Genomic DNA, 27,000 nt, shown 5'->3' with positions numbered 1-27,000 from the left:
ACATCGTTGGGTTTTATAACAACGAGCGGCTGCACTCGAAACTGGGATATCTGCCACCCACCGTATACGAACGGGCGATGGCGTCGAAACCACCTATCGAAGTGTCCGGAATTAGTTGACCACTACAAGTTTCATGACCTAAGCTGAAAAGCCCAAGTCATCTAGATTTGGTCCATGCTTGTAACAAGTTGCAGTTAACACTCTCTAAAGTGCGTGGGGCCAATAACTCTTCTGTTTGGCTCCCCTGCACCAATTCAAATGTCTGAGGAAATTGCCCCATGAATAAAACAGTATCTACCGCAACCCTGGCATTGGCACTGAGCGCGGCACTCACAGTTGCCGCCATTCCAATGACGGCCCAAGCTGCCGAAAAAGACAAATGTTTCGGCGTCGCGCTCAAAGGTAAAAATGATTGCAAGGCAGGTGCCGGCACGTCCTGCGCAGGCACCTCTAAGACTGACTATCAGGGCAATGCTTGGTCCTTGGTCCCCAAAGGGACCTGTGAGCAAACCGCATCTCCTACGTCGCCAACCGGCTTTGGCCAACTCCAAGAGTTCAAGGAAAAGAGCGCCTGACCAGTCAGTAAACGGTCACGGAGCCTTCCTATGAGTCAGCCTCTTAGCCATGAACCGTTTGCGGTGGGTGCTGCTTCGCCAGCACTCACCCAGCTGCCAAATCAGGCTGGCATCGGTTTAAAGCCCGAACATTTTCGCGAGATTCTCGCGCAATCACCGGCGCTGGGTTTCTTTGAAGTCCACGCCGAGAACTTCATGGTCGCGGGTGGGCCTTACCACTATTACCTGGAGAGGATTCGCGGACTCTACCCGCTATCAATCCATGGAGTGGGTCTATCCATTGGCGGTCAAGAACCGCTGGATTTAGCCCACCTGGCACGGCTCGCAGTATTGCTGGAACGTTACCAGCCAGAGTCCTTTTCCGAACACCTCGCCTGGTCCAGTCACGGCGGCACGTTTCTGAACGATCTGCTGCCCCTGCCCTATACACAACGCACGCTCACGCATGTGTGTGCGCATATTGACCATGTTCAGGAGCGCCTGGGCAGACGCATGCTGCTGGAAAACCCGGCGACCTACGTACAGTTTCGCGCCTCGACTATGAGCGAAAGCGAGTTTATTAGCGATGTCATACACCGCACAGGCTGTGGCCTGTTGCTGGACGTCAACAATGTGCACGTGGCCTGCACTAACCATGGTGGCAATGCCCGTGAGTACATCCTGGGTTTACCGCTGCAGGCCATTGATGAAATCCACCTGGCAGGATTTGCCGAGGAGAGAGACAGCACTGGCGCACCATTGTTGATCGACAGCCATGGCACCCCCGTAGCACCCAGCGTATGGGAGCTGTATGCCTTTACCCTGGGACTTACTGGCCCCAAGCCGACACTGATCGAGCGCGACAACAATGTCCCTGAGCTTGCGGATCTTCTGGCGGAGGCCCGTCAGGCGGATGCAGTAATGAACAGGCTCTTCCAGAGACAACCAGGCCAGCATGCACTAGGCGGAGTTCCCGCATGACGTCTCAGGATGAATTTGCCGCCGGCTTGTTACAGCAAGTATGCCCGCCGGGCCTGTGCACCTGGAATGGCTCCGATCCAGCGCAACGCTATGCGGTCTATCGCAACAACGTCACGATGTCGCTTATCGAGGCGCTGGCGGACACCTTCCCTGTTACCCAAGCGATGGTCGGCGAGGAGTTCTTCCGCTCCATGGCTCACTTATTTGTACATGCACAGCCGCCCAACTCTCCGCTACTGGTCTTTTATGGCGAGCATTTCCCCGATTTCATCCAGGGCTTTGACCCAGCCGCCGGGCTGCCCTACCTGGCTGATCTTGCACGCCTGGAAATGCACTATGTAAAGGCCTATCACGCAGCCGAAGTCACGCCCTTGGCGCTGTCCGAACTGGCGAGCCTGCTCAGCGATGAAAATGCCCTGCCTGGCGTGCATTTCACCCTACACCCCAGCCTTCACCTTATTCGCTCGCGCTACCCAGTCGTTTCGCTCTGGGCTGCACATCAAGATGCAGCCCCTGCCAGTCGCCTGGGAAGCATTGATCTCAATAGTCACGAGGCGGCGATAGTGATACGCCAAGGACTCGACGTGGAGGTTATCCCTATCGAGCTAGGTGCTGCGCAGTTCATCGACAACCTGCACAACCACTTCAGCTTCGCAGCAGCTGCCAATACTGCCACGGCATTCAACCTAGGCGCTGCACTGGAACTACTGTTGCGCTGCACCGCCATCACCCACTTTACCCTTCAGGAGTAATCCACCATGCATGACGCTCGCCCGGTACAGTTGATCAAAGGATTGATTTCGCTGTTTGAACGAACACCCTATTGGCTGATTGCCTTGCTCGGACGCTTTTCCATTGCGGCGATTTTCTGGAAGTCCGGGCAGACTAAAGTACAAGGTTTTGCCATGGACATCGTGTCAGGCGAGTTTCAATTCGGCTTACCACAGCTTTCTGACTCGGCCGTGTTTCTGTTTCAGGAAGAATATCGGCTACCCCTGATCGCCCCGGAACCTGCCGCGATTTTGGCAGCCTTTGCCGAACATTTTTTCCCAGCGTTGATCCTGCTGGGCCTGGCTACGCGCTTTTCGGCCCTGGCGTTGCTGATCATGACCCTGACCATCCAATTGCTGATCTACCCGGATGCCTACCCGACGCACGGTGTATGGGCCACGGTGTTGTTACTGTTGCTGGCGAAAGGCCCCGGCGCAGTTGCCCTGGATCACTTTATTGCCCGGAAATTCAGCCAATAGCGCACTGACCCGGCTGCAAATCCTGGCTTGCTGGCATCGGTTTTGCCCTCCACGTGGAGTGAACCAGCCAGCCCTTCAAGGAATGGAGGTACGCCAACATGATCAGCAACCGCATCAGGCGATTTGCGCATAGTGCTTCGATTCGAACCCGCCTAGCCTTGGCATTTTCAATGTTACTGGGGCTATCTCTCAGCGTTTCACTCGTTGCCCTGCATCGTTTTGAAACGCTGTCTACCAGCATGCATGAATTCGTCGACCAGCCGGCACGGCTTGCCTTTCTTGCCCAGCGCGCCAACCACCATTCGCAGTACGCAGCCATTCAGCTTCTACGCTTGCTGCAAACGCCCGGCAGGGCGCAGCGAGTGGCACTGTATGCCGAGATGGATGCCGCAATGGCGGCATCTGACGCAGCCATCGGCGGGCTAGCGCGCGCTGCAGAACTGACATATCAGAAAAATGACATTGCCCACATCACTACCCTTCGCCAGGCCTATGGCTCGCTCTTTCAGGAAACCGTTGAACTGATCGAAATCGAAGGGCTGCCCCAAGCACGGGAGCACTTTGAACAGCATACGGACGCCGCTCTAAACGCCCTGCTACGTGAGAGCCTGCGTCTTGCGGAATATCAACGCGAGCGGATGAACCTCGCGGTCGAGAACTTTGAACAATCGGCAAGCCGTACTCGCTGGCTGATTGCTGTTATCACCGCCAGCGCCCTGCTGCTCGGCAGCATACTGGCCTTGCTGATCTCACGGTCCATTATTGCGCCCATCGGTGAAGCGGTAGCTGTGGCTGAAACCATCGCTGATGGGCACTACCATAAGCAGATACCGCGTGGTCGCGGACCGGAGATGCGCGTACTGCTGCGCGCACTGGCTACCATGCGACAAAGCATCATGCTACGCGAAGAGCGGATTAGCAGACTGGCTTATGTCGACACCCTGACCGATCTACCCAACCGCACGCACTTTATGGAACGGCTTGCCATTGCCCGATCACGAGGGCATGGCGCGCTACTGCTATTGGATGTCGACCGTTTCGCCCCGATCAACAACGCCTTAGGCCATGTGGTAGGCGACCGGGTACTGAGTGAAATTGCCAGCCGGTTGAACGCCTGCGTAATCAGCCCACATATGGTGGCGCGACTTGGCAGTGACGAGTTCGCCATTCTTTACGAAGGAGTCGATAGAGCCGCTAGCGCTGGGCACATCCAGATGATTCTGGATGCACTGCACAAACCGATGCTACTCGACGGCCAACGCCTGGATATCGATGTAAGCCTGGGGGTGGTGTTTTATCCGGACGACGGTGATGACCTCACCGCCCTACTAAGGCGCGCCGACCTAGCAATCAAGGCCGCCAAGCGCAGGCACGACCGCTATGCCTTTGGCGCAGAGTTCGAAGACGTGGTGCGGCATGAGCAACTGACAATGCTCGGGGACATGCGCGAAGCGTTAGCACGTAATGAATTCATCATTTACTACCAGCCTAAAATGAACCTCGTCAGTGGACGTGTTGCAGGGGTTGAGGCATTGCTGCGCTGGCATCACCCAACTCGCGGAATGATCGCACCGGATCTGTTTATTCCGTTTGCCGAGCAAACCGGGTTTATCCGCGAGATTACTCCTTGGCTGATTCAGGAGGTCATTACCCAGGCGGCACGCTGGCGGTCCGATAGCATTGAACTGGTCGCCTCTATCAACATCTCGTAGCTCGATCTGCTCAACCCTCTGCTTGTTCGTCACGTGACACAGGCGCTGGAGCGGGCCAGCTTACCAGCCAAGTGGCTCTGCCTAGAGATCACTGAAAGCGCGCTGATGGAAGACCCCGAGCTTGCCAACTCGCACCTCAATACGCTCGCGCAAACAGGCGTGAAACTATCGATTGATGACTACGGTGCCGGCCACGCCTCTCTGGCTTATGTCAAAACACTCCCGGTCAGCGAATTGAAGATTGATCGCGCCTTTGTATCGCAGGTCGATCAGCTACATAAAAATGCCGCCATCGTGCGTTCGACTCTACTGCTCTGTCGTGAACTTGGCTTGTCGGTGGTTGCGGAGGGGGTCGAGACCGCCAGTGAACTGCAATGGCTACAGTCCAACCGATGTGATCAAGCACAAGGCTTTTATATTGGCAGGCCCATGCCGTTGGAGGCGCTACATGCGTGGATGACCAGCTATCACGCCGACAACGTCAGGCCGCACGTCGAACTGCGCAGCTAAGCCCTGCGCTCACCGATGGCCCGCTGAATATTCTCCAGCGTAACGTCAACGTCCGCGCTGTCCGTTTCGGGCATCAGTTGTTGCAGAACCGCCGAGGTGAATGCCAATTGCTTGATGTACAGACGGCAGTTCTTGCAGTGGCGCAAATGAACGAAGACAGCAATGCGCTGCTTAAGGCTCAATTGCCTATCGATAACATCCGAGCCCAGCAGTGCCATTTCCCGGCAGGTCAACATACTTCAGACTCCTGACTAATAAGCCTATGCCGCTGCCAGTGGCTCACTGGTGAAACTGCGGGCCGGTTCAGCGATTACCAATAGACGTCAATGCCGCCCCAAGTTGCTGCGCGCTCAGCTGCCCCAGTGGTAGGGCTAGGAAGCTGTCAATTCGCTGCACAATGCTGGTTACTGTCGCATCAAAAACAGCATCGACCTCTTCCTGGCCCCCGCCATGTATGGCTGGGTCAGGCAGGCCCCAATGGGCCTTGATCGCGGCTCCGAAGTAAGCAGGACATGGCTCCTCCGCGGCATTACCGCAAAGGGTAATGACCAAGTCGGGCTGCAGATTTTCATGCACTTGCTGGGATTTGCTGTGCAAACCATTTTGCGCGATGCCAGCACGTTGCAGCGCCTTCAAGCTATGCGGATGCACCCAACCGCTGGGTTTGCTACCTGCACTGAAGGCACGCATACCGTCTGGGGCTAGGTGATTGAAAATGGCTTCGGCCAGAATGCTGCGGCAGCTGTTAGCGGTGCAGAGAAATAGGATATTCATCGTCTACTCGATTAATAAGCAAAGTTGTCAGGTAATGTCGTCGTCTTGCGCCTGGGCCAAGGCCGTAACCCAGTCATTGATTGAAATCGGTAAGTAACCAGTGATCTCAAGCCCGCGATCCTCAAACACATCCTGAGCCGGATGTGCTTCGCGCCAGGCGTCAATGATCCGATCCCGATGTACGATCAACGCTTGGATATGCGGCCTGAACAGTTGCAACAACGCCGTAAGCCATAGATTCGCTGGCCAGGACGGATAAGCGTGATCAATGACAAATCTCGGCAACATGTCCTTGACCGCCTCGGCGGGATACCAGGTTTCACCTGTAACCCAGCGATTGCAGGCAAACAGTCCAATGGGTTGCCCCCAGGCATCCATGGACACGGCGATCAGGTGGGCAATGGCCTCATCGCCGCTCGGCCAGGGCTCACTTCCGATTGGGGCTGACAACGGTTGTAACGTGCCGGGAATGCCCTGACCACGAATGAACGTGTGGAAATGACCATGTTCAACGCCGCCCTCGCGGTGAGCGTGATAGTAGTACTGCGCATGACTGTCGCGGTCGAACACATCACCGTCCGGGTAATGGTTCATCTCATAGAAACCATCGTGCCCCTTGAGTAACTCACCCACAACATTCAAACCGGCCTTGGTCAATGCATGCTGGCAGCGTGCTACTTCTTGCGCCGCAAGCAACAGGCTTGAACGCTCATCACGCGCCAGCTCACTTGCCCTGGGTAGCTCAACGATGAGCTCCGGCATAGCGGTTTCAAGAGTCTGTAACGCTGAATTCATCAGAGTCTCCAAAAAGGGCCGGGATGGCGCTCACCACCCCGGTCAATGCACGTTACTCACTTCGCCGCACAGGGCGCACATTTGGCCGCACAAGGATTCTTTGCCGCGCAGGGGTTTTTCGCTGCACAGGGATTGGCCGCACAAGGGTTAGGTTTGAAGCTTGTTTGCAGTGTTGCCGTGTAGGCGGTAAGCGCCGCCAGCTCTTTCGACTGCCAACCCAGCGCCTTGGTGGCCATGGGCGCGACCATGCAGATCTGCACCATCTCATCGAGAAACACTTGAGACATGCCGAACTGGTTTTTCGCCATGGCTACTTCATGAGGGAACGCTTTGGCAAAACTGGCCTGGAATAGATTGCCGCCCTGATGGCAGGTCTCACAAGACAAGCCATTACTGCTCAACTTGGTGTCTTTGTAGAGTTTCTCACCGTAAGCAACCAGATCAGCTTGCTTGCCTTGATAAGGTTTGTAATTAGCCGGACGCTTGACGGACTTGATCGCACAAGGATTCATTTTTGCCGCGCAGGGATTGGCGGCGCAGGGATTCTTTCCCGCGCATGGATTTTTGGCCGCACAAGGATTTTTAGCGGAGCAAGGATTCTTGGCTGCGCAGGGGTTCAGGCTGCTCGGAGCACACTTCCCCGCACAGGGACTACAGGGATTGGCCGCCATCGTTTGGCCAGATAGAGCCATGGTCAATACAGTGGCGGAAAACATAGCGGCAAGTGGCCGGTGACCATGTAGCGGAGCAAGATCGGGGCATAGATAGCGCATAGTGTCGTCCTCAGTCCGTACAAGTACGGCGAATAATGGATATCTCTACGGGCATCGCGGTGACCTACGGCTCTCTTAACCTACAAAGTTGAAGCCTTAGCCACACCTTAGACACTGCCAGACAACTGAGCTTGGCACGCGTCGTTGAACACCCAACAAAACTAGGAAGCAAATCACCCAAGGTTGTTACAAATAAGGCTATGTGCTGGCAGGCTAAACCCGCTGTGAGGCGGGGATTAACCACACCCGAGCATGACCTGCCAGCGGCCTCACCTCAGTGATTACTGCGCTTTGGCTGCACAGGGATTCTTAGCTGCGCAAGGGTTTTTGGCTGCGCATGGGTTTTTTGCCGCACACGGGTTATTGGCTGCACAGGGATTTTTTGCCGCGCAGGGATTGGCAGCGCAAGGATTAGCCGCACACGGGTTCAGTGCTGCAGGGGCGCACTTAGCTGCACAGGGCGCACACGGATTTGCGGCCAGCACCGGGCCTGCCAGAGCCACACTCAACGCCCCTGCGCACAGCATGGCGGCCAGCGGACGGCGAGCAGAAGCGTTGGTTTTATTGTTCAGTTGCTGGGACATGTCGATTCCTCAAGGTCTTGTAAATATGAGTCAGGCAGTTCGTTACTGCCCGATCCCGAGAGCGCTACATTGAACGAGCCCATTCATCACGTGCGGTTCAATGCCTGCCCCTCTCAGATGCGATGGCCGACATTTTGTTACACCCTGCCCTGAACAGCTCCCCATAGACATTCAGCTGCCCAACGTCTTCAACTATCCTCTCGCTGCGTATTGGCGCGGACCGGTTAGCGTCTTGACGTGCATGCGCTGTAACAAAACCGCTTACGTCGCCTCTAAGTAGCTGCACTGAGGCCGCTAGCAAGATTTGCATATAAGAAGCCACCAAGGGACAAGCGAATGGATGATGAGCAGGAACTGATCAGACGACTACGCAAAGGCGACAGCACTGCCCTTGAAGCGGTCATCAAGCTGCACCATGCCTTTCTGGTCGCCATGGCCATGCCTTTGGTAGGCCCTGAGTCGGCCGATGATGTCGCACAGGAAACCTGGCTTAAGGCCTTTGCGGCAATCAGTAAGTTCGAGGGACGCGCCAAACTGCGCACCTGGCTGGCACGGATTGCGATCAATGAAGCACATGCCATGAGGCGCAAGCGCGGACGAGAAATCGCCCTAGAGGGTTGGGGGATCGACTCAGGCTCTCCCATCAGCTCGCGCTTCAGTGAACAGGGCGCGTGGGACGCGCCGCCCAGCCAATGGCACCATGACACCCCTGAGGAGCTGCTCACCGAAGCCGAGCTGCATGAGTGCATCCGCAAGCACTTGCATAAGCTGCCCGGCGACCAACAAAGCGTGGTGATGATGCGCGAGCTAGGCGGCCTAGATTACGACGAAATCGCTCAAGCGCTGGGGCTGGCCGAAGGCAATATCCGCGTGCTGTTGCACCGGGGGCGGCAACGCATGCATGCCATGCTTAACCACTTTGAGGAGGTAGGCACATGCTGACCTGCCGAGAAATGTCGGAACTGGGCTCTGCGATCATTGAAGGCGACTTACGCCTAAGCACTCGCTGGGCGGTATTCATGCACCTGCGCATGTGCTCGCGCTGCACGCTTTACATCAAGCAGCTCAAGTTGACTTCTGAGGTGCTACAAAAATTGCCTCTAACCGATGAAAACGTAGACACCCAAGCCATTCTCAAAAAGCTTAACAACCCCGAACAATAGCGCGTGCTGTAACAAAAATGCAGGACCGTGCTCTTAGGTGAACAAGCCTTGAAGACAAGGCCTGCGCCGCTGGTAGAACAGGAGCACGCGCTTGACGGACATCCAACCTTACGAGCAAGAGCATGCCTCAAGCGCATGCCTGGTGCTGCTTTGTAAGCGACCTGCACTGGGCCACTCAAAACAGCGTTTGGCCGTGCAAGTGGGTCAGGCACAGGCATTGCAATTTGCCCGAATGCTGCTCGATTGCGCCCTGGAGGATCTCAACCACTGGCCAGGGCCTAAGGCAATCTCACCGGATCAGCCTCAACTTCTGGACTGGGGCAAGGCTCTTTGCCCAGATGCACTCTGCCTACCGCAGCAAGGTGGCAACCTGGGTCAACGCTTGAATGATCTGGATAGCCAGTTACGCGCCCGAGGCCAGCATCGCTTGATCTTTATTGGCAGCGACTGCCCAACCTTGGCAGCGCATCATTACCATGAAGTAGACAGGCTGCTCGCTGAATACGACACCGTGCTACTCAAGGCCCAAGATGGTGGCGTCGTACTCATGGCCTCAAACCGCCCCTGGCCGGAGTTGAGCCGTTTGCCCTGGAGTACCGAGCGCTTAGGCCAGGCACTAACTGACAGCTGCAGCCACGCAGGGCATTCAGTCGTCTTGGCTGGCGAGCTATTCGACATCGACCATTTGGAAGATCTGACGCGGCTGGCTGGTAGCCTCGTGGAAGATCTGCGCCCCACCCGACAGCATTTGCGCGATGCCCTGCAGAACCTGGGAGCTCATGCACATGCATGACTCGCCGATCAGTGTGATCATTCCCTGCTGGCGAGATGAGCCCGTACTGAGCCTACTACTGGCGCAACTGCACAACCTTGCCCAGGCATCGCGACAAGTCATGCAGATAATTGTGGTCGATGCTGCCGGCAGCCAGAGCTGCCGCGACATCTGCCAACAGCATGGCGCGCAGTGGATTCCGGCTACGCCGTGCCGAGGCCTGCAACTGCGCCTAGGAGCACAGCATGCTCGGCATTCGATCCTCTGGTTTGTGCATGCAGATACGCAACTTCAAGACAATCCACTTCCCGAGCTGAGCAGAGCAATCAGCAGCGGTGCAGTCGGCGGCTACTTCGCCTTCCGTTTCGCTGGCTCTGGCTGCTGGCAAAGCCGGCTGCTTGAGAAGCTGATTGCTTGGCGCAATCACTATGGTGTGCCTTATGGCGATCAAGGCTTATTCGTCGAGGCGAGTGCCTACCAAACATGCGGCCAACACAGTCCCTGGCCACTATTCGAGGAAGTCGAACTGGTGCGACAACTACGTCGACTGGGGCGTTTCGTAAAACTGCGACAGGGTATTGAAGTCGATCCCAGACGCTGGGAGCGCGACGGTTGGTGGCGGCGTTCGCTGCGCAATCGTCTGCTTGCGCTGGCTCATGCCCTTGGCGTGCCGGCTACTCGCCTGGCGCATTTTTACAGCTCGCGCCATAAACCCGCAGCCCAGCCCTAGGAGAGCCCATGCGTGCCTTGTTACTCGCACTGCTGTTTAGTTTGAGCGGATCACTACACGCCAGTGCCTTCGACCATACCCACCGGCAATGGAGCGCATTGCTGGCAAGGCATGTCACCTGGATCGACCAAGGCGTCGCTAGCGAGGTCGACTACCCGAGCTTTATCAACGACCGGCTGGAGCTGGAGGCTTATCTGACGAGCCTCTCGAATGTTCCACGAGCGCATTACGACACCCGGGCCCCTGAGCAGCGCCTGGCCTTTCTGATCAATGCCTACAACGCTTTCACGTTAAAACTGGTCATCACCCATTACCCGGTCGAGTCGATCAAGGACATCGGCGGATTGTTCGGCAACCCCTGGAAACAAGCCTTTATCCCGCTGCTCGGACAAACGCTGACTCTCGACCAACTCGAACACTCCATGATCCGCGAGCCCGGTGTATTCGACGAGCCACGCATTCACTTCGCCGTCAACTGCGCCTCGGTGGGCTGCCCAGCCCTGCGCAATGAAGCATTCATCGCTGCACGCCTGGATGAGCAGCTGGAAGACAGCCAGAAGCGATTTCTATCCGACCCTAGTCGCAATCGCTTCGATCCAACGCGCCAACGCTTTCAGGTCTCGAAGATATTCGACTGGTACGGAGAGGACTTCGCTAAGCGCTGGGGGTCGCTGCAAGCCTACCTGCTTCAACAAACTCCAATCATAAGCGACCCGCAACATGCACCCACCCGTGAAAGCGTATTAGAGGTTGAGTTCATGGATTATGACTGGTCGCTCAACCAGTCCGGTTAAGGGAGCAACATCAATGAATGAAAAAACTGCCGTAGTGCTCGCTGGTGGAGGCAGTCTGGGGGCTGTGCAAGTCGGCATGTTGCAAGCCCTGGTGGAGGCGCAGCTGGATGTCGATATGGTCATAGGAGCATCTGTGGGTGCCATCAACGGTGCCTATTTCGCCAGCAACCCGAGCAGCGCAGGTGTCGCGGAACTGGCCGACATTTGGTGCAGCCTGGGCCAACGAGACATCTTCCCCTTCTCCCTCTTCAGCGCGGCCGAATCTCTATTGCGACGACGTGGGCACATTCTCAGCAATGCCGGTCTGCGCAAGATGATTCTGGCCGCCCTTCCGGTAAGCAACCTGGAGGACTGCGTGCTCCCGCTGCATGTGGTCACCACCGATCTGCTGAGTGGAGCAGAGGTGCTGCAGTCGCGTGGCGACCTGCTCAATGCTTTGCTGGCCAGTGCGGCTATTCCTCTGGTTTATCCCGCGATTGAAATAGACGGTCACTTACTGATGGACGGTGGCGTGGCCAGCAATACGCCAATCGCCAGCGCAGTGGCCCTTGGTGCCACGCGCATCCTGGTATTGCCCACCGGCTTTGGCTGCGCTTGCAAGACACCACCCAAAGGTTTGGTTGCACTGGCGCTGCATACCCTCAACCTCATGAGCATGCGCCAGTTGGTGCGCGACATCGAACTACATGCAATGCATGCAAAGATCCACGTGGCCGCACCTTTATGCCCCTTGGGGGTTTCAGTCTTCGACTTTACCCAGACCCGCAGCCTGATCGAGCGTGCCTATTTGCAAACGCAAGCCTGGCTGGAGTCTGGCGGACTGCAAGAGACCGGAGTTCCCGATTCACTGCGCGCCCATTCGCACCACGATATGCGCCCTGGAGATATGCCATGAATGCCTTCGTCACAATCCATCAACATCTTTGGCAATCGTTTCGGCGCCTACCCTTGTGGGTACAAATATGGATGGCAGGCATTCTGGTGCCGGTCAATCTTGTCAGCCTAGGGTTACTGCACTATCCAAGTGCCCGCATGGTGGCAATAGCCGCGCTGCTGGCACTGGGCAGCAATATGGTGCTGTTGTATCGCTATGCTGGCTTCAACCGCCTGATGGCCATTCCTCACTTACTGATATGGGGCCCACTGCAAGTAATGCTGCTGCTCTACCTAGCCGCCAATGCATCCGTGACGCCTCCATATGAGGCCATCTATGTCAGCCTGGTTCTGATCGTGAATGGCATCAGCCTATGCTTCGACTTACTCGATAGCTGGCGCTGGTATCAGGGTGGTCGTGAGGTGTTTTAAGGCCTTACACCGAAGTCTTGCCACGCGCCTGCACAGCACTGAAAGCCGACACACCAAATGGCACCAGGTAATTGAGCAGAGCATGTGGAAGAGACAACTCGGCGCTGCCCAAGAGCGCATCACCTTGGTTGATAAGGTTAAGGATGCTACCCACCAACAGCGAAATTTTAGCTGCACGCCACACTATCTCAGTGGGCAGCCTGATAACCGCCTGCCTGATCATCGGTAAACGACCTGTTCATAGGACGACAACATCTCATCCAAGGGCATGCTGCTCACGGCCTCCTCGACAACCTTGCGAATCAGGCCATGATCGACATCCGGCTGCAGATCCGCAGGACTTCCCACCCTACCCGTGGCGCGCGCCCGCAGCCCCGGATGGGAAGCCTCAAGGCTAAATTCGCCGCCGCAATTACGGCAGAAAATATGCTCGCCTGGCTGCTGCTCACGTTTGACAACCAGCGTTGGTCCGCACATTGGGCAATCCTGTAGAGGAATGCCCTCATCCGAGTGCCCCATCACATGGTCCAGTTCGCCGAGCCTACCCAACTCAATCAAATGACGACTCAAGGTGGTATCGAACTGGCTGCCGCTCTGGCTGTGGATAATGGCCAATGCCTGGCCCCGGCTCATGCCTGAACGATAGGGGCGACTGCTGGTCATCGCATCAAACGCGTCGCAGATACCGACTATGCGTGCATCCTGGTGCACTTCCGAGGCGCGCAGGCCGCGCGGATAACCCTTGCCGTCTGGGCGCTCGTGATGACTATAGACAGCCTCCCTGACCAACTCAGCCAAGGGGTGACCTGCAAGCATACGCCAGCCCATTTCCGGGTGAGTGCGCACAATGGCTAATTCATCGGCATTCAACTCACTGGCCTTGCGCAACACCGCGTCCGGGATGCCGATCTTGCCCAAGTCGTGCAAAAAGCCACCCATGCTGATCCGAGCAACATCGGCTGCCGGTAGACCTACCTTTTCAGCGAGCAGCCTGGCATAGCGCGATACTCGCCACAAATGTCCGCCGGTATAAGGATCTCTTGCCTCGACGAACCAGGCCATCATTAACAGGCTGCTGAGCAGCGCCTTCGATGGGTTGGTTGAACGACTGGGCTCAACTGCCGCTTTACCCAACCAACCCGAAATAAAAGGCAACATGGAACGAATCTCCGAATCCGAAGCGCAAAATGCAGCAGCATCAGGCCTTCAGGGATGGCAAGCACGTGCTGGAGACATTAAATAAGGACGTCGATAAACAACGGCAATCTAGACAGATTGGTTGGCACATCCCTGTGCCCTAGGTAGGCGACACCGGCTTGGTTGGCATCTCCCACATGCTTCACTCAGCACACTGACCAGCATCAGTGTGGGCTGCCATACAGCTCTCGATCCCGCTGGATCGGTGATTTGAAGCTTGGCGCTGCCTTACGCTCAAACTGCTGCTTGCTTGCGGCATCTCCGGCCGCAGTGGGTTGCTCTTCGATCAACTGAACAAACCGCTGACCATCGTCGGAAACCGAGCGCTGGTTAGCCAGTGCCTGCAAGCGTTGCTGATTGAGCATAAGCCGCTCGCTACCACCCTCAGCCAAGAGTAACTGTGGCCCCTGGGTGAACCACAGAGCACTGACTTCTTCAGCCTGAACCGAAGTTACGTTGGTACCAATCAGCAGCGCGGTCAGCGCGGTCATACCTACTAGCGATTTCATGATGTCATCCTCCAAAGATGTCTTACACCATTCAGACGATTGACCCGCTGCTTTGTTACAGCACTCCGTCCACGGCAACCGCAAGCCACAGAACCGACGAATGCGCCTTGCTCCAGCAAAGGCTCAAGCATATGGTGCAAACATCAGTTGACCCCACACTCTCAACACGAGTTAGGAAGGAGCACGGCTTGGTAAAGCTGTACATTCTCGTTGTATTTTTTTTAGGCCGGCATAAGCAAGTATTTGCCGGTCTTCTGTTGGGTAGCAGCATACTCGCGGGAGCGGCTTATGCCACTGCTCTCCATTCCCCCTCCAAAAAAACTGACGAACAGGCCCAGCAACGCCTGGAGGATTGGAAGGCGCTCGTCGAGCAGAGCATTTCTTTAAGTGATGAGGATAAGCTGCGACAGGTCAATGCGTTCTTCAATAGCAACATCCTCTACGGCGAAGATCGGGACGTATGGGGGCAAGCAGACTATTGGGCGTCCCCGCAGGAGACCCTTATTCAGGGAGCGGGCGACTGCGAGGATTTTGCCCTCGCCAAGTACTTCACCTTGCGTTTACTCGGCATTACCGAGAAGAACTTGCGCTTGGTGTACACGACCGTCTCCTCGGCCAAACAGGCTCATATGATCCTGGGCTTTTGGCCGGACCTTGCAGCCGAGCCCCTGCTGCTGGACAACCTAAACCCAGCAATTCTACCGATTAGTCAACGCCTGGATTTGCACATGCAATTTGCCTTCGGCGACACTCATCTGTATCGATTCGAGCAAAATAACTTGCAGGCAGTTGGCAAGACCGAACTACTACCTCATTGGACGGCACTATTAGCCAAGCTGGAGAATGAGGGTCTTCTTCTGGCAAATGGCAACGTGACCAGTCTCTTGCCACTACTGCAGTCGTCCGCCAGGCACATCCCGGACCCTGCGAGCTAGCACACGCTGCTATACCCCCAAGACTGCGCGCCCCGCCTGCATCAGTAGTCATCTCCGATTACTCTGTCCAGAGTAATCTGGCCACAAGGCTGAAGCCATTCCAGAGGTCGCGCTCGAAGCTATAAAACCGACCAACCATGAGCGCCAATGTAAATCCCCACCCCAATGATCAGCAGGCTGGACAGGTAAGGGGCGCGACGCGCGACAGCGCCCATCCAGGGCCAGCGATTGGATGCCTGGCGAGCGCCGATAGCGGCGGCAGCGCCAACGGTGACCAAAGTTATGGCCAGACCAATGCTGAAGCACAACACCAGCACGGCCCCCAGCGCGACTTCCTTCACTTGTAGGCAGAGCAGCAGCACGGTGATCGCTGCCGGGCAGGGAATCAGTCCGCCCGTCAAACCGAACAGGATGATCTGGCCGGTGGTGACATTGCGGTTGCTGAAGCGCTTGCGGATGTCGTTGGCATGCGCCCGTTCATGGGCATCCTGGTAGCCCTCCAGCGACAGTTCCAGTCCCTCCAACTCGGAATGATCATGCTCATGACCGTGGCTGTGCTCGCGGAACTCCAGGTCATAGTCGTGGGAGTGATCAGCATGGCCGAGGCTCAGGCGCGCAGTGAACTCATGGGGCTCGGGAATCTCGTCCAGTGACTCTAGGTAGTCACCCCGGTCGACGAAGCGAAACTACTGGGCCAACCCATCGTGGCGAGTCGTCAGCAGGCTCACTTCGGCAGCCGGCCAGACATGGCCACTCAAGGTCTTCAGACGCCAGTGCGGAGGGATGCCTTCTTCGAAGATCGACAGCTCGATACGCCCGTGACCGGTATCGATACGGTGGGTTTCATCGTGGTGGTGATGCTCATGTTGATGTTCATCGCCCTCCTCGAAACGCCACATCTGCTCGCCACGCCAGTTGCGCCAGAGCATCCACAAGGCGATGGTGATAATGATGGCTGCGGACGCGAGCTGGAAATAAGGCTCGGTAGTTTCGGCGTCTAATTTCTGCCCTAGGTACATGCCGCCCATGGCCACCAGCCAGACTACGGCGGTATGCGAAAGAGTTGCGGCCAGTCCCAGCAGAATGGCCTGCTTCACCGTGCCACGAATGGCCACGATAAACGCCGCCATCATGGTTTTCGAATGCCCAGGCTCCAGGCCGTGCAAGGCACCCAGCAAGATGGCGCTGGGGATGTACAGCCAGGCCTGCGAGACTCCCTGCTGCAGCAGTTCGGCGAAACTCGTCATGGAAGGGGCCTAGAGGTACTTGGTTATTTGCTTGAAATCTTCGAGTGATGCGCGCTCGCCTATCGCAAGTGCTTCGACCGTATGCTCCAGGCAGTGGTCGATATGGTCTTGGATAAGCACACGCTTGGCTTGGCAGACGGCTTTTTCCACGGCATGCAGCTGCTGAGCAATGTCGACGCAGGCCCGACTGTCTTCGATCATGGTGACGATGCTGCGCAGGTGGCCCTCCGCTCTTTTCAACCTTTTGATGATGTCGCCATGACTTTGGTGTTGGTGGCCGTGTTCGTGATCGCTCATGCCTTGAGTCTCGTGCGTCGATGAATTACGCTCGCATGCTATCCCCCCTGGGGGGATATGGTCAAACCGGCTACCGCCCCACAAAAGCCACCCGTTTAGGCTTCGAAAGAACCACAACATGCTCAGCAATCCCATCAGCACCAAGGTAATTTTTGCCCTTGCTCTCGCCATATTGATGGCCTGGGCCGGGCATACCTCTGCGCTGTTTATGGGGTCGAGCCAGCAAGCCTTGGGTGGCAATGACGGTGCTCATTCGCATGCGCATGGTGACGAGACGCTGGCCTGCGCTGCGTACGGGGATCACTGTCACTCGCCGCTGACCGCCGACCATTTGCATGAAACACCGCATCTAACCGCGCGGCTGGGCATCAGCACGCTGCCAGAACGTGCGCAGCCGATACTCGCCCCTCGCTACTCCATTCCTCCAAGCCCGATCTTCCTGATCGAGCGGCCACCACGCGCCACATTCGTGCTCTGACACAGGCCGCTGTGCGGCCCAAGACCCCTTTAATTTAGGACTCAACCATGCATTCGCTATCTATGGGCGCAATGGACGCAATGGACGCATCTGTCGTGCGCCCGAATCGCTCGTTGCTACTGCTGCTGTTCACGGCATTGCTGTTTCTCGGCATGCCTGACGCACTGGCCCACGCTGTTGCCGAGGGCGACAAGGGCTTTATCCAGGAAAGCTCCGGGGTGATGGTGCTGCCGTTCATCTACATGGGCGCTAAGCACATGATCACCGGCTACGACCACCTGCTGTTCCTCTTCGGGGTGATCTTCTTTCTATACCGCCTGAAGGACGTGGGGCTCTACGTCACGCTGTTCGCCGTGGGTCACACCGTGACGCTGCTGTTGGGCGTACTGGCGGAAATCAACATCAGCTCCTATGTGATCGACGCCATCATCGGTTTCTCGGTGGTGTACAAGGCGCTGGATAACCTAGGCGCATTCCAGCGCTGGTTCGGCCACCAGCCGAACACCAAAGCGGCCACGCTGATATTTGGCTTGCTGCATGGCTTCGGTCTGGCGACCAAGATTCAGGAATACGAGATCTCGGCTGACGGCCTGATCACCAACCTGATCGCTTTCAACGTCGGCGTCGAAATCGGCCAGCTCCTGGCCCTGAGCGCCATCCTGATTGTCATGGGCTACTGGCGACGCACCGCCAGCTTCTGGCGTCATGCCTATACCGCCAACGTCGCCATGATGAGCGCCGGTTTCCTCTTGATGGGTTACCAGCTCACCGGCCTGATCGTCTCGCAGTAAGGAATTCTCAGCATGTTCAATACCAAGCTCCCGACCCAAAGCGAATTGCCAACCAGCCGCCAACTGCTGCGCTCCACTGTGATCGCCGTGGGTGTTGCCGCAGCCTTACTGGTCACCGTGGTGATGCCTTCGGAGTACGCCATCGACCCGACGGGCGTTGGTCGCGTACTCGGCCTGACCCAGATGGGCGAAATGAAGATAACCCTGGCCGAAGAAGCGGTAGCGGATGCAGCGGTTCAGCCCGCTGCGGCTCCGGTCGTGCAAGCCCCCGCGCCTACTCAGCCGGTAGTTCAAGAGCCTGTTGCAGCAGCACCTGTGGCCGAACCCGTAGCTGAGCCTGAGCCAGCCGTGAAGTCGGATAAAGTGACCGTCACGCTGAAGCCGGGCGAGGCCAGTGAAATCAAGCTGGAGATGCTGGACAAGGCCACCGTCAGCTACGAGTGGACAACCGATGGCGTACCGGTCAACCACGACACCCATGGCGAGCCCTACAACGGCCCCAAGGGCTACTACCACAGCTACAGCAAGGCCAAGCAGATCACGGGGGATAAAGGCGAGTTCACTGCCATCTTCGACGGCACCCATGGTTGGTTCTGGCGCAACCGAAGCAACAAAAACGTGACCATCACACTGAAGACCAAGGGCGAGTACCTGAGCGTCAAGCGAGTTATCTAAGTCACAAAGCACCCTCCGCCATGATGGTGGAGGGGTTCACCTGAACTTCCAGAGATATAGTTACCGATGTTGATGACTCTTTCGCGTGCCCTGTCTACGCATTAACCAGTAAGCTGCAGGCAACACCAGCATCGACAGCAACGGTGCGGTGATCATCCCGCCGACCATCGGTGCGGCGATTCGCTTCATTACTTCAGATCCCGCTCCCTCGCCCCAGAGGATCGGCAATAGACCGGCAATGATCACTGCGACCGTCATCACCTTCGGTCGCACGCGCAGTACCGCCCCCTCTCGAATTGACTCAAGCAAAGCAGGACTATCTGTGCGCCCCGCTTCAACTCGGCAATGCCAGGCGTTCTGCAGATAGATCAGCATGATCACCCCGAACTCTGCCGACACTCCTGCCAGCGCAATAAAGCCGACGCCAGTGGCCACCGAAAGGTTGAAACCCAGCCAGTAGAGCAGCCAGACGCCGCCGGTCAGGGCGAACGGTAAGGTGGCCATAATCAGCAAGGCCTCGCTCAAACGATTGAAGGTGAGATAGAGCAGCACGAAGATAATCAGCAGTGTCGCCGGTACCACCCAGGTCAGGCGCGCATTGGCGCGTTCTAGGAACTCGAACTGCCCCGAGTAGGAAATGGTCATGCCCGCATCTGGCTTCACAGACTCAGCTACCCGTTGCTGGAGCTCACGTACGGTCGACGCCAGGTCACGGTCGCGGACATCGACATAGACCCAACCGGAAAGACGCCCGTTTTCGCTGCGCAGCATCGGCGGTCCTTCGCTCAGGCTTATGTCGGCCACAGAACCGAGTGTGATCTGCTGGCCTGCTGCCGTAAGGATGGGCAACCGTTGCAGCGCCTCGGGGCTGTCTCGCCACTCGCGGGGGTAACGCAGATTGATCGGATAGCGCGCCACCCCTTCTACGGTTTCACCGAGGTTGCTGCCACCAATAGCCCCTGACACCACCGCCTGGATGTCATCGACGTTCAGGCCATAACGCGCTGCGGCCAGGCGCTTGATTTTTATGTCCACGTAACGCCCGCCCGTCAGTCGTTCAGCCAGCGCCGAGCTCACCCCCGGCACCTGCTTGGCGACCCCTTCGATCTCACGGGTGAGGCGCTCGATGTCGACCAGCGAAGTGCCGGCAACCTTCACCCCGATAGGGCTCTTGATGCCGGTGGCGAGCATGTCGATGCGGTTGCGGATCGGTGGTACCCAGATATTCGACAGCCCAGGGACTTTGACCGCCTGATCAAGCTCATCGATCAGCTTCTCCGGTGTCATACCATCGCGCCATTGATCGCGCGGTTTGAACTGCACCGTAGTCTCGAACATCTCCAGCGGGGCGGGGTCGGTGGCGGTCTCCGCTCGGCCGGCTTTGCCGAACACCTGCGCCACTTCCGGCACGCTGAGGATCATGCGGTTGGTCTGTTGCAGCAGCTGGGTTGCCTTGCTCGCAGGCAGGCCGGGTAAAGCCGAGGGCATGTACAGCAAGTCGCCCTCGTCCATCGGTGGCAGAAACTCACCGCCAAGCCGACTTAGCGGCCAGAGACTGGAGAGGAAGACCAGCAGTGCCAATACCAAAGTGGTCTTCGGCCATGCCAGCACCGCTTCAAGCACCGGCCGATAGGCCGCAATCAGCCAGCGATTCAGTGGATTCTGCTGCTCGCTGGGGATATGCCCGCGTATCCAGTAGCCCATTAACACTGGTACCAGAGTGACTGACAGCCCAGCAGCAGCAGCCATGGCATAGGTTTTGGTAAAGGCCAGTGGACCAAACAGTCGGCCCTCCTGGGCTTCGAGGGTAAACACCGGTAGAAACGACAGGGTAATGATCAGCAAGCTGAAGAACAGCGCAGGGCCGACTTCGGCAGCCGCCTTGCCGATCACCTGCCAATGCGTGTCGCCTTGTAGGCGCTCGTTCGGATGCTGCTCTTTCCACGTTTCGATGTGCTTGTGGGCGTTCTCAATCATCACCACGGCCGCATCGACCATGGCACCAATGGCGATGGCGATGCCGCCTAAGGACATGATGTTGGCGTTGATGCCCTGATGACGCATGACGATAAACGCCATAAGGATGCCGAGCGGCAGGGTAATGATCGCCACCAGCGAGGAGCGCAGGTGCCAGAGAAAGATCAGGCAGACCAGGGCGACGACGACAAACTCTTCCAGCAGCTTGAAACTGAGGTTGTCGATAGCCCGATCAATTAACTTGGAGCGGTCATAGGTCGTCACCAACTCGACGCCCGCGGGTAGGCTTGCGCGCAAGCTGTCCAGCTTCTCTTTTACTGCGCTGATCACCTCGCGAGCGTTCTTGTCCGAGCGCATGATCACCACACCACCGACCACTTCGCCTTCACCATTTAGCTCGGCTATACCGCGGCGCATCTCCGGGCCGAGCTGAATGCTTGCTACCTGGCCAAGCAAAATCGGTATGCCGGTCGGTGACGTGCGCAACGGTACATTGCGAAAGTCCTCCAGGCTTTCCAGATAGCCAGAGGCACGCACCATGTATTCACGCTCGGCCAACTCAAGGACGGCACCGCCGGTTTCCTGGTTCGCCCCCTGTAACGCCGCCTCAATCTCCCGTTGCGTTACTCCGTAGGCAACCATCTTCTGCGGATCGAGCACGACCTGATACTGCTTAACCATGCCACCTAGCGTGGCGACCTCCGCCACGTTGGGCAGGCTTATGAGCTCGTACTTAAGAAACCAGTCCTGGATTGAACGCAACTGCGCAAGGTCATGTTTGCCGCTGCGATCCACCAGGGCGTATTGGTAGATCCAGCCCACGCCCGTGGCGTCGGGACCCAGGGTGGTGGTGACCCCATCCGGCAGTCGATCCTGCGCCTGGTTGAGGTACTCCAGTACGCGGGAACGTGCCCAGTAGAGATCGGTACCGTCCTCGAATAACACGTAGACAAACGAGTCGCCGAAGAACGAATAACCACGCACGGTCTTCGCACCAGGCACAGAAAGCATGGTGCTAGCCAACGGGTAGGTCACCTGGTTCTCGATGATCTGCGGAGCCTGGCCGGGGAAGCTGGTGCGGATGATCACCTGGGTGTCGGAGAGATCCGGTAAGGCATCCAGTGGCGTGCTGCGCAGCGACCAGATGCCCCAGGCGGTGATAAACAGGGTCGCCAGCAAGACCAGAATGCGGTTGCCAATCGACCAATGAATCAGACGCGCGATCATTGGTTGGCTCCTTGTTTAGTGAGCTGTTCAACGACCAATCCGGCATCACTCTGTCGTACACCAATGCGTACGGCGTCGCCTATCTTCAGTCCAGCCGCGACTTCTGGCTTGGCCAAATCAAAAGCCATGGTCATGCCAGGCATGCCGAGACTCTCGAAAGGGCCGTGCTCCAGGGTGACCGTTTGCTCATCAAGTTCGCGGATCACCCCCTGGGACTCATGCAGTGGGGCCTGCACGGGCGTGGGCTCATCGATCTGTGCCAGCACACCCTGCAAACTGGCTTCCGAATCAATCAGGAACTGCCCTGAAGTCACCACCGCCTGCCCCTCAGAGAGGCCTGCAAGCACTTCGAAGCGGCCATCGGCTTCCCGCCCGACCCGGATCTCATGGGGACGGTAGCGTCCCTCGCCTTCAGCCAGCATGACCAGAGCGCGTTTACCGGTGCGAATCACAGCCTCGCTAGGAATAAGCAGCACCGGTTGCTCGTCTGCACTATTGAGCCGCACCGATGCAAACATACCAGGGCGCAACTTGCGCTCTGGATTGGGCAGTTCACTGCGCACCGTCAGCGTTCGTGTCTGCACGTCGGCACTCGGCAATAGTGCAATCACTCGGCCTTTTAGCGTTTGGCCTGGAAAAGCAGTCAAGCTTGCACTGATCTGCGCGCCAAGCTGAACCGCTGAGGCCTGGGACTCAGGAATGGCCGCATCAAGCCAGATGCTCGATAACCCATTGAGGCGAGCCAGGTCTTGGCCGGCCGAAACCGCCATGCCAGCGCGTACCTCCAGGGACAGCAACTCACCGCCAATGGGGGTGACCAAGGTCTGCAATGCCTTCGGTTTACGGGTACGTTGCACCTGATCGACCAACCCTTTGGGCATACCCAGCAGCCGCAGGCGTTCACGCGCGGCGTCGACCAGCCGAGCATCACCGCTCTGCAATATCGCGATGAACTCAAGCTGGGCAGCAGACCACTCGGGGATCAGCAGGTCAGCCAACGGCGTTCCTGCAGGCAGTACATCTCCGGGGGCACGGCCATATACCCGCTCGACAAAGCCGGCAGAGCGCGCCTGCAACGTAGCGACTTCGCGCTGGTTGTAGGCCAGTGAACCTACCGCATCGATACCGGATGGTAGTACTGCCCGTACGACCGTCAAAGTGCGCATACCTAGGTTCTGGATTGCTTGCGCTGGCACGCTGAGAGCGCTCGTATCCTGCTCAGTGCCGGCATACTTCGGCACCAGCTCCATATCCATAAAGGGAGACTTGCCTGGCTGCTCGAAACGCTGAGTCGGTACCATTGGGTCGTACCAGTAGAGCACCTGGCGATCCTCCGACTCCGCTGCTGGCATCTGATTATGGGATGAGCTTTGCTTGCCCAGCCAGAAACCACCAGCGGTTCCAGCCGCCGCAATAGCAAGGCCTACTAGGCAATACTTCAGAGCGGACGCTTTCATTTCAGGCCCTCCACATAGGCGTAATACAGACTGGCGGAGAGCTGGCTGAGCTGGCGCTGTTGGTCGATTTTGCGCAGTTGCGCCTCGATCAGGTCACGACGGGCATTGATCACAGCCGCCAATTGGCTGTTGCCCGCTTTGTAGGCGGCGAGCTCCAGATCCACGCGCTTGCTCGACAAAGGGATAAGGTGTTGTTCGGTACGGATCAACATCTTGCGCAGTTGCTCCAGCTCGGCGAGGCCGCTTTCCAGTTCGGCTTGGTGAGTGCGCAGCAGCACCTCTTGTTCCGCCTCCACCTGGGCCACGCTGTGTTGCTTGGCGTTGATCTTGGGCCCCTGACGGGTGCCGACGAACAGGGGCAGGTCAAAGGTGAACTGCAACATCAGCATGTCGCCGAACTGGTTATCACGGTTGTTGTAGGCGAACTCCACACCCCAGTCGGGTTTCTTCTCAGAAACTGCCTCGGCCAGTTCAGCATTGGCTTCGCCCACACGGGCGGCTGCAGCCCGCAGATCTGGATGTTCCCCCAGGCGATGCTGCAGGCGCGGTACTTCCAAGCTAAGCGCAGGTGGAGTGCCGGCCAGTGGCTGACTCGCATCATCGCCGACCCAGCGACGTAACGTGGCGCGTGCAATCGCAACATCACGATCCAGCTCATCACGCCGGTCCTCAAGCGTTAATGCTTCCTGATCGGCCTGAAGAAGTTCACTGGATCGCGCGGAACTGCCAGCGATCAAGGCCTGAACAGCTGAGCGCAGCAGGGTGATCTGTTCATCCAACTCAGAGAAAAGCTCAACGCGACGCTCTGCGTAATAGACATCGAGCCAGCTCAGCGCCGTCTGCCGCTTGGTCTCCAAGACCATCGCGCGTTGCTCTGCTTCGGCACGAGTAACCGTGGCTTCAGCCAGTTGCCGGCGAGCCTGGCGCTTATGGCTGTTAGGCACTTCCTGCATCAGGCCAATGCGGCGCATGGTCATAAAGTCGCGATTAAGCGAGTAGCGATCCGGGCCTTCAATAGGCAGGTTATCCACGCCCAGGATCAACTTGGGATCAGGCAGAGCACCCGACGGCATCACAGCCTGTTGTGCCGACTCGACTTGAGCCTGCCGGGCAATATTCTCAGGGGCCGTACGTTCGGCCAGGGTTTGAGCGCGGGCGAACGTGAGGGGCTCCGCCTGCACGTTGAGAACATAACTCACCCACAGCGCAGCAGCCAGCACGCCTGAGCAGCCACGGCGTGCGATAAGGAAAGCAGACATGCTTTCGTCTCCAATGACGTTGATCAATGCCGCCAAATGCAGACGGCATACAGAGCGCTCTTTAAGCGGAGCGCATTTCAGATCAGAACATCAGGAGACGCGGGGCGGACGCCAAAGGCCGGCAGGTTCTCGTTGCATGAGCGGCTGTATCAGAGCTGTTTCGGGGAGGGTACGCAAAGGAGCGAAAGGTTTAATCGCCATAGACTGGAGAAAAACGCTGGTATTGCATTCCTGACCAGATTTACAGGGAGATTTATTGCCTGAGCTAGAGGTGTCGCTCATGTCCTCACAGCAAGGGGCCTCACTGCCGGCATGATCCATATCGGCCATGGCACTTTGCATCAGGCAGGGTTCAGCTACCGGCATACTGCCAAAAGCTGGCAGCATCAGGCTGAGGATCAAAACAAGGACCAAGGAAAGCCGATACATAGCGGTTGCCATTAGCGTGTCTGAGTGGACATTAACAGAGCCTCTTTGCACAACCCAACAATAAGGATGAGCCTCTTCTCCAACAAGCGCACTACAGAGATGACCATAGGGTCGAAAGCCCTATGGTCACTTCATGCAAAAAATGCCGGTCACATGACCGGCCTCTTTGCTATCTCGCTGAAGCAGCGGTAGCTACACGAGTCGACTCCTAACTTACCCAAGTCGAGTCCGAATTTGTTCCAACGCACCCCTTATCTCTTCTTCCTGCTGGTCAGCAATGTGTAAAAACGTCCCGGTAAACCCTTGCTATGATTTCCGAGAATCTCATCGCAAGGGAAGCCCATGAAACGGTTTATCCAGGGTGAACACCGAGGTCAAAGCACCTTGCTTCCCGAAAGCCTCGACGACTATATGGGTTTTGATGGCGTCATTCCAGCCGAAACAGGCAGACCGGCCTACCACCCTGAGATCTTGCTGAAGATCTATATCTACGGCTACCTAAAACGCACCCAATCGAGCCGACGTCTTGAGAGAGAAGCCCAGCGCAACGTCGAACTCATGTGGCTAACCGGGCGTTTGATGCCCGATTTCAAGACCATCGCCAACTTCCGAAAAGACAACAGCAAGGCCATACGCGGTGTCTGCCGCCAGTTCGTTTTGCTCTGCCAGCAGTTGGGGTTGTTTGGCGAAAACTTGGTTGCCATCGACGGCAGCAAATTCAAGGCGGTGAACAACCGTGACCGCAATTTCACCAGCGCCAAACTGAAGCGGCGCATGGAAGAAATCGAGGCGAGCATCAGCCGTTATTTGGCTGCGCTCGATGCGGCTGATCGACAGATTCCTAGCGCCTCCGCGCCAGACACTGCCAGTCTGGAAGATAAAATTGCCAAGCTAAAAGCGCAGATGAAAGAGCTCCAAGGGATCGAAACTCAGCTCAACGATTCCCCTGATAAACAGGTTTCGCTGACCGACCCGGATGCCCGTTCGATGATGACGCGCGGCAGCGGTATCGTCGGCTACAACGTGCAGACGGCTGTCGATACGCAGCACCATTTAATAGTTGCTCATGAGGTCACCAACAGCGGTTCCGACCGTGACCAACTCAGTTCAATGGCGAAGCAGGCTCGTGAAGCTATCGGCGCAGAAACGCTGTCCGTGGTGGCTGACCGAGGCTACTTCAAGGGATCCTCGCCACGGTGATCAGACCACTGACGCCGATGCCCAAATACAGGCATCCCCAAGCTTGCCTGTTAAAAGGCAGGCTTTTTTATTTATCAGCTCGCAACATAGACAGAAATGGCCAAACCAGACAGCATGACTTGTCGTTTTTCGTGAAACTGAAGGAGCATTAGATGAATAAATCCGAACTGATCGAAGCAATCGCGGCCGCCGTTGACCTGCCAAAGGCTACTGCCGCTCGTACCCTAGATGCCATGACCAACACCATAACTTCTGCTCTGAAGGTCGGTGATAGCGTCAGCCTTGTTGGCTTTGGTACCTTCGCAGTAAAGGCCCGTGCTGCACGCGAAGGACGCAATCCGCAAACAGGTGCCACGCTCAATATCGCAGCAGCAAATTTGCCAAGTTTCAAAGCCGGAAAGACACTGAAAAGATGCAGTTAACTGAGCATCTCAAAAATGCTTTGATCAAAGCGATGCAATTTCTTAAATCACGGCACCAAGCAATCGAGAAGCTCACCGAAACACTTTCTAGGCACGCAGCATTTTGAGTCACAAGCCAAAATGCTGCACTTACAGCTTCGACGGCATCCTGCCGCCAGCCTAAAACACCTTCCGGGCGCTAAGGCGTGAGCTAAATACGGCCT

26 protein-coding genes and 3 pseudogenes are annotated in these 27,000 nt (G+C 57.0%); 18 read left to right on the top strand and 11 right to left on the bottom strand.

Annotated features, from left to right (window positions below; translation table 11 throughout):
* Positions 1 to 278: 278 nt before the first annotated feature.
* The 5 genes and pseudogenes from HBN63_RS15065 (at position 279) to HBN63_RS15045 (ending at position 5,007) form a co-directional block, all read left to right on the top strand.
* Entirely contained in the window at positions 279 to 575 is a 297-nt protein-coding gene (locus HBN63_RS15065) for a DUF2282 domain-containing protein (RefSeq protein ID WP_170049988.1), read from the top strand.
* 30 nt (positions 576 to 605) lie between these two features.
* Positions 606 to 1,535: a DUF692 domain-containing protein gene (locus tag HBN63_RS15060; protein ID WP_170049987.1), complete on the top strand. Its 930-nt coding sequence runs from the start codon at positions 606 to 608 to the stop codon at positions 1,533 to 1,535.
* The gene (locus HBN63_RS15055) at positions 1,532 to 2,287 is read left to right on the top strand and encodes a DNA-binding domain-containing protein (RefSeq protein WP_134638062.1); all 756 of its coding nucleotides are present in this window, start codon (positions 1,532 to 1,534) and stop codon (positions 2,285 to 2,287) included. Before HBN63_RS15060 ends, HBN63_RS15055 begins: the two co-directional genes overlap by 4 nt.
* Before the next feature lie 6 nt (positions 2,288 to 2,293).
* Positions 2,294 to 2,785 carry a DoxX family protein gene (locus HBN63_RS15050; RefSeq protein WP_170049986.1) on the top strand — a complete coding sequence of 164 codons (492 nt, stop codon included), beginning with the start codon at positions 2,294 to 2,296 and terminating at the stop codon, positions 2,783 to 2,785.
* Between the two features lie 98 nt (positions 2,786 to 2,883).
* Positions 2,884 to 5,007 (top strand): annotated as a pseudogene (locus HBN63_RS15045) (EAL domain-containing protein).
* On the opposite strand, the gene HBN63_RS15035 reads toward HBN63_RS15045, so the two are convergent.
* From HBN63_RS15035 to HBN63_RS15020, 4 genes are all read right to left on the bottom strand, one after another.
* Positions 5,004 to 5,243, bottom strand: a complete 240-nt coding sequence (locus tag HBN63_RS15035) for an anti-sigma factor (RefSeq protein ID WP_170049983.1) — start codon at positions 5,241 to 5,243, stop codon at positions 5,004 to 5,006. The pseudogene HBN63_RS15045 and the gene HBN63_RS15035 overlap by 4 nt on opposite strands.
* 67 nt (positions 5,244 to 5,310) lie before the next feature.
* Positions 5,311 to 5,781 (bottom strand): arsenate reductase ArsC, encoded by a 471-nt coding sequence (locus tag HBN63_RS15030; protein WP_170049982.1) that lies wholly within the window; start codon positions 5,779 to 5,781, stop codon positions 5,311 to 5,313.
* 27 nt (positions 5,782 to 5,808) lie between these two features.
* Complete coding sequence (locus tag HBN63_RS15025; RefSeq protein ID WP_223181882.1) at positions 5,809 to 6,576, bottom strand: hypothetical protein; 768 nt, start codon at positions 6,574 to 6,576, stop codon at positions 5,809 to 5,811.
* A 56-nt stretch (positions 6,577 to 6,632) separates the two neighbouring features.
* Positions 6,633 to 7,349 carry a cytochrome C peroxidase gene (locus HBN63_RS15020; protein ID WP_166801154.1) on the bottom strand — a complete coding sequence of 239 codons (717 nt, stop codon included), beginning with the start codon at positions 7,347 to 7,349 and terminating at the stop codon, positions 6,633 to 6,635.
* 920 nt (positions 7,350 to 8,269) lie between these two features.
* Here HBN63_RS15020 and HBN63_RS15015 point away from each other — a divergent pair.
* From HBN63_RS15015 to HBN63_RS14985, 7 genes are all read left to right on the top strand, one after another.
* The gene (locus HBN63_RS15015) at positions 8,270 to 8,875 is read left to right on the top strand and encodes a sigma-70 family RNA polymerase sigma factor (RefSeq protein ID WP_134637992.1); all 606 of its coding nucleotides are present in this window, start codon (positions 8,270 to 8,272) and stop codon (positions 8,873 to 8,875) included.
* Positions 8,869 to 9,096: a zf-HC2 domain-containing protein gene (locus HBN63_RS15010; protein ID WP_134637991.1), complete on the top strand. Its 228-nt coding sequence runs from the start codon at positions 8,869 to 8,871 to the stop codon at positions 9,094 to 9,096. Before HBN63_RS15015 ends, HBN63_RS15010 begins: the two co-directional genes overlap by 7 nt.
* A 91-nt stretch (positions 9,097 to 9,187) precedes the next feature.
* Complete coding sequence (locus HBN63_RS15005; RefSeq protein ID WP_170049981.1) at positions 9,188 to 9,889, top strand: DUF2064 domain-containing protein; 702 nt, start codon at positions 9,188 to 9,190, stop codon at positions 9,887 to 9,889.
* The gene (locus HBN63_RS15000; RefSeq protein ID WP_170049980.1) at positions 9,882 to 10,598 is read left to right on the top strand and encodes a TIGR04283 family arsenosugar biosynthesis glycosyltransferase; all 717 of its coding nucleotides are present in this window, start codon (positions 9,882 to 9,884) and stop codon (positions 10,596 to 10,598) included. Before HBN63_RS15005 ends, HBN63_RS15000 begins: the two co-directional genes overlap by 8 nt.
* Positions 10,599 to 10,606: 8 nt before the next feature.
* The gene (locus tag HBN63_RS14995) at positions 10,607 to 11,392 is read left to right on the top strand and encodes a DUF547 domain-containing protein (RefSeq protein WP_170049979.1); all 786 of its coding nucleotides are present in this window, start codon (positions 10,607 to 10,609) and stop codon (positions 11,390 to 11,392) included.
* A 13-nt stretch (positions 11,393 to 11,405) separates the two neighbouring features.
* Positions 11,406 to 12,287: a patatin-like phospholipase family protein gene (locus HBN63_RS14990; protein ID WP_134638210.1), complete on the top strand. Its 882-nt coding sequence runs from the start codon at positions 11,406 to 11,408 to the stop codon at positions 12,285 to 12,287.
* Entirely contained in the window at positions 12,284 to 12,697 is a 414-nt protein-coding gene (locus HBN63_RS14985; protein ID WP_134638209.1) for a hypothetical protein, read from the top strand. Before HBN63_RS14990 ends, HBN63_RS14985 begins: the two co-directional genes overlap by 4 nt.
* Positions 12,698 to 12,916: 219 nt before the next feature.
* Here HBN63_RS14985 and HBN63_RS14975 read toward each other — a convergent pair whose 3' ends face one another.
* Complete coding sequence (locus tag HBN63_RS14975; RefSeq protein ID WP_134638015.1) at positions 12,917 to 13,855, bottom strand: HD-GYP domain-containing protein; 939 nt, start codon at positions 13,853 to 13,855, stop codon at positions 12,917 to 12,919.
* 203 nt (positions 13,856 to 14,058) lie between these two features.
* On the bottom strand, positions 14,059 to 14,403 hold the full coding sequence (locus HBN63_RS14970; RefSeq protein ID WP_134638016.1) for a hypothetical protein: 345 nt from the start codon (positions 14,401 to 14,403) through the stop codon (positions 14,059 to 14,061).
* A 188-nt stretch (positions 14,404 to 14,591) separates the two neighbouring features.
* Between HBN63_RS14970 and HBN63_RS14965 the strand changes: the two genes are divergently transcribed.
* Positions 14,592 to 15,338, top strand: coding sequence for a transglutaminase-like cysteine peptidase (locus HBN63_RS14965; RefSeq protein WP_170049977.1), 747 nt, complete (start codon positions 14,592 to 14,594; stop codon positions 15,336 to 15,338).
* A gap of 119 nt (positions 15,339 to 15,457) precedes the next feature.
* On the opposite strand, the pseudogene HBN63_RS14960 reads toward HBN63_RS14965, so the two are convergent.
* Positions 15,458 to 16,585: pseudogene (locus HBN63_RS14960) on the bottom strand (nickel/cobalt efflux transporter).
* A gap of 9 nt (positions 16,586 to 16,594) precedes the next feature.
* Positions 16,595 to 16,882 (bottom strand): metal-sensing transcriptional repressor MreA, encoded by a 288-nt coding sequence (mreA, locus tag HBN63_RS14955; RefSeq protein ID WP_045733414.1) that lies wholly within the window; start codon positions 16,880 to 16,882, stop codon positions 16,595 to 16,597.
* A gap of 118 nt (positions 16,883 to 17,000) precedes the next feature.
* Between mreA and HBN63_RS14950 the strand changes: the two genes are divergently transcribed.
* The 3 genes from HBN63_RS14950 to HBN63_RS14940 are packed head-to-tail and all read left to right on the top strand — an operon-like array spanning position 17,001 to position 18,826.
* A complete protein-coding gene (locus HBN63_RS14950) occupies positions 17,001 to 17,360 on the top strand; it encodes a hypothetical protein (RefSeq protein WP_134638018.1) in 360 nt (119 codons plus the stop codon).
* A gap of 47 nt (positions 17,361 to 17,407) precedes the next feature.
* A complete protein-coding gene (locus tag HBN63_RS14945; protein ID WP_134638019.1) occupies positions 17,408 to 18,151 on the top strand; it encodes a HupE/UreJ family protein in 744 nt (247 codons plus the stop codon).
* 12 nt (positions 18,152 to 18,163) lie between these two features.
* Positions 18,164 to 18,826: a transmembrane anchor protein gene (locus HBN63_RS14940; RefSeq protein ID WP_134638020.1), complete on the top strand. Its 663-nt coding sequence runs from the start codon at positions 18,164 to 18,166 to the stop codon at positions 18,824 to 18,826.
* Positions 18,827 to 18,886: 60 nt separating this feature from the next.
* On the opposite strand, the gene HBN63_RS14935 is transcribed toward HBN63_RS14940, so the two are convergent.
* Genes HBN63_RS14935 through HBN63_RS14925 form a run of 3 tightly spaced genes read right to left on the bottom strand, consistent with a single transcriptional unit; the run spans position 18,887 to position 24,746 of the window.
* Positions 18,887 to 22,030: an efflux RND transporter permease subunit gene (locus tag HBN63_RS14935; RefSeq protein WP_134638021.1), complete on the bottom strand. Its 3,144-nt coding sequence runs from the start codon at positions 22,028 to 22,030 to the stop codon at positions 18,887 to 18,889.
* Positions 22,027 to 23,487 (bottom strand): efflux RND transporter periplasmic adaptor subunit, encoded by a 1,461-nt coding sequence (locus HBN63_RS14930; protein ID WP_134638022.1) that lies wholly within the window; start codon positions 23,485 to 23,487, stop codon positions 22,027 to 22,029. Before HBN63_RS14930 ends, HBN63_RS14935 begins: the two co-directional genes overlap by 4 nt.
* The gene (locus HBN63_RS14925) at positions 23,484 to 24,746 is read right to left on the bottom strand and encodes a TolC family protein (RefSeq protein ID WP_134638023.1); all 1,263 of its coding nucleotides are present in this window, start codon (positions 24,744 to 24,746) and stop codon (positions 23,484 to 23,486) included. Before HBN63_RS14925 ends, HBN63_RS14930 begins: the two co-directional genes overlap by 4 nt.
* A 771-nt stretch (positions 24,747 to 25,517) precedes the next feature.
* Here HBN63_RS14925 and HBN63_RS14920 point away from each other — a divergent pair.
* Positions 25,518 to 26,360: pseudogene (locus HBN63_RS14920) on the top strand (transposase); the annotation flags it as partial.
* A gap of 167 nt (positions 26,361 to 26,527) precedes the next feature.
* A complete protein-coding gene (locus HBN63_RS14915) occupies positions 26,528 to 26,797 on the top strand; it encodes an HU family DNA-binding protein (protein ID WP_134638024.1) in 270 nt (89 codons plus the stop codon).
* Positions 26,798 to 27,000 lie beyond the last annotated feature (203 nt).

The sequence above is a fragment of the Pseudomonas sp. WS 5011 genome (assembly GCF_012985775.1).
Classification (GTDB): domain Bacteria; phylum Pseudomonadota; class Gammaproteobacteria; order Pseudomonadales; family Pseudomonadaceae; genus Aquipseudomonas; species Aquipseudomonas peli.
This window is presented reverse-complemented; position numbering and strand designations above follow the sequence as displayed.

Coding starts and splice junctions, on each gene's coding strand:
- HBN63_RS15065 (WP_170049988.1), top strand. CDS start 279: ATGAATAAAACAGTATCTACCGCAACCCTGGCATTGGCACTGAGCGCG.
- HBN63_RS15060 (WP_170049987.1), top strand. CDS start 606: ATGAGTCAGCCTCTTAGCCATGAACCGTTTGCGGTGGGTGCTGCTTCG.
- HBN63_RS15055 (WP_134638062.1), top strand. CDS start 1,532: ATGACGTCTCAGGATGAATTTGCCGCCGGCTTGTTACAGCAAGTATGC.
- HBN63_RS15050 (WP_170049986.1), top strand. CDS start 2,294: ATGCATGACGCTCGCCCGGTACAGTTGATCAAAGGATTGATTTCGCTG.
- HBN63_RS15035 (WP_170049983.1), bottom strand. CDS start 5,243: ATGTTGACCTGCCGGGAAATGGCACTGCTGGGCTCGGATGTTATCGAT.
- HBN63_RS15030 (WP_170049982.1), bottom strand. CDS start 5,781: ATGAATATCCTATTTCTCTGCACCGCTAACAGCTGCCGCAGCATTCTG.
- HBN63_RS15025 (WP_223181882.1), bottom strand. CDS start 6,576: ATGAATTCAGCGTTACAGACTCTTGAAACCGCTATGCCGGAGCTCATC.
- HBN63_RS15020 (WP_166801154.1), bottom strand. CDS start 7,349: ATGCGCTATCTATGCCCCGATCTTGCTCCGCTACATGGTCACCGGCCA.
- HBN63_RS15015 (WP_134637992.1), top strand. CDS start 8,270: ATGGATGATGAGCAGGAACTGATCAGACGACTACGCAAAGGCGACAGC.
- HBN63_RS15010 (WP_134637991.1), top strand. CDS start 8,869: ATGCTGACCTGCCGAGAAATGTCGGAACTGGGCTCTGCGATCATTGAA.
- HBN63_RS15000 (WP_170049980.1), top strand. CDS start 9,882: ATGCATGACTCGCCGATCAGTGTGATCATTCCCTGCTGGCGAGATGAG.
- HBN63_RS14995 (WP_170049979.1), top strand. CDS start 10,607: ATGCGTGCCTTGTTACTCGCACTGCTGTTTAGTTTGAGCGGATCACTA.
- HBN63_RS14990 (WP_134638210.1), top strand. CDS start 11,406: ATGAATGAAAAAACTGCCGTAGTGCTCGCTGGTGGAGGCAGTCTGGGG.
- HBN63_RS14985 (WP_134638209.1), top strand. CDS start 12,284: ATGAATGCCTTCGTCACAATCCATCAACATCTTTGGCAATCGTTTCGG.
- HBN63_RS14975 (WP_134638015.1), bottom strand. CDS start 13,855: ATGTTGCCTTTTATTTCGGGTTGGTTGGGTAAAGCGGCAGTTGAGCCC.
- HBN63_RS14970 (WP_134638016.1), bottom strand. CDS start 14,403: ATGAAATCGCTAGTAGGTATGACCGCGCTGACCGCGCTGCTGATTGGT.
- mreA (WP_045733414.1), bottom strand. CDS start 16,882: ATGAGCGATCACGAACACGGCCACCAACACCAAAGTCATGGCGACATC.
- HBN63_RS14950 (WP_134638018.1), top strand. CDS start 17,001: ATGCTCAGCAATCCCATCAGCACCAAGGTAATTTTTGCCCTTGCTCTC.
- HBN63_RS14945 (WP_134638019.1), top strand. CDS start 17,408: ATGCATTCGCTATCTATGGGCGCAATGGACGCAATGGACGCATCTGTC.
- HBN63_RS14940 (WP_134638020.1), top strand. CDS start 18,164: ATGTTCAATACCAAGCTCCCGACCCAAAGCGAATTGCCAACCAGCCGC.
- HBN63_RS14935 (WP_134638021.1), bottom strand. CDS start 22,030: ATGATCGCGCGTCTGATTCATTGGTCGATTGGCAACCGCATTCTGGTC.
- HBN63_RS14930 (WP_134638022.1), bottom strand. CDS start 23,487: ATGAAAGCGTCCGCTCTGAAGTATTGCCTAGTAGGCCTTGCTATTGCG.
- HBN63_RS14925 (WP_134638023.1), bottom strand. CDS start 24,746: ATGTCTGCTTTCCTTATCGCACGCCGTGGCTGCTCAGGCGTGCTGGCT.
- HBN63_RS14915 (WP_134638024.1), top strand. CDS start 26,528: ATGAATAAATCCGAACTGATCGAAGCAATCGCGGCCGCCGTTGACCTG.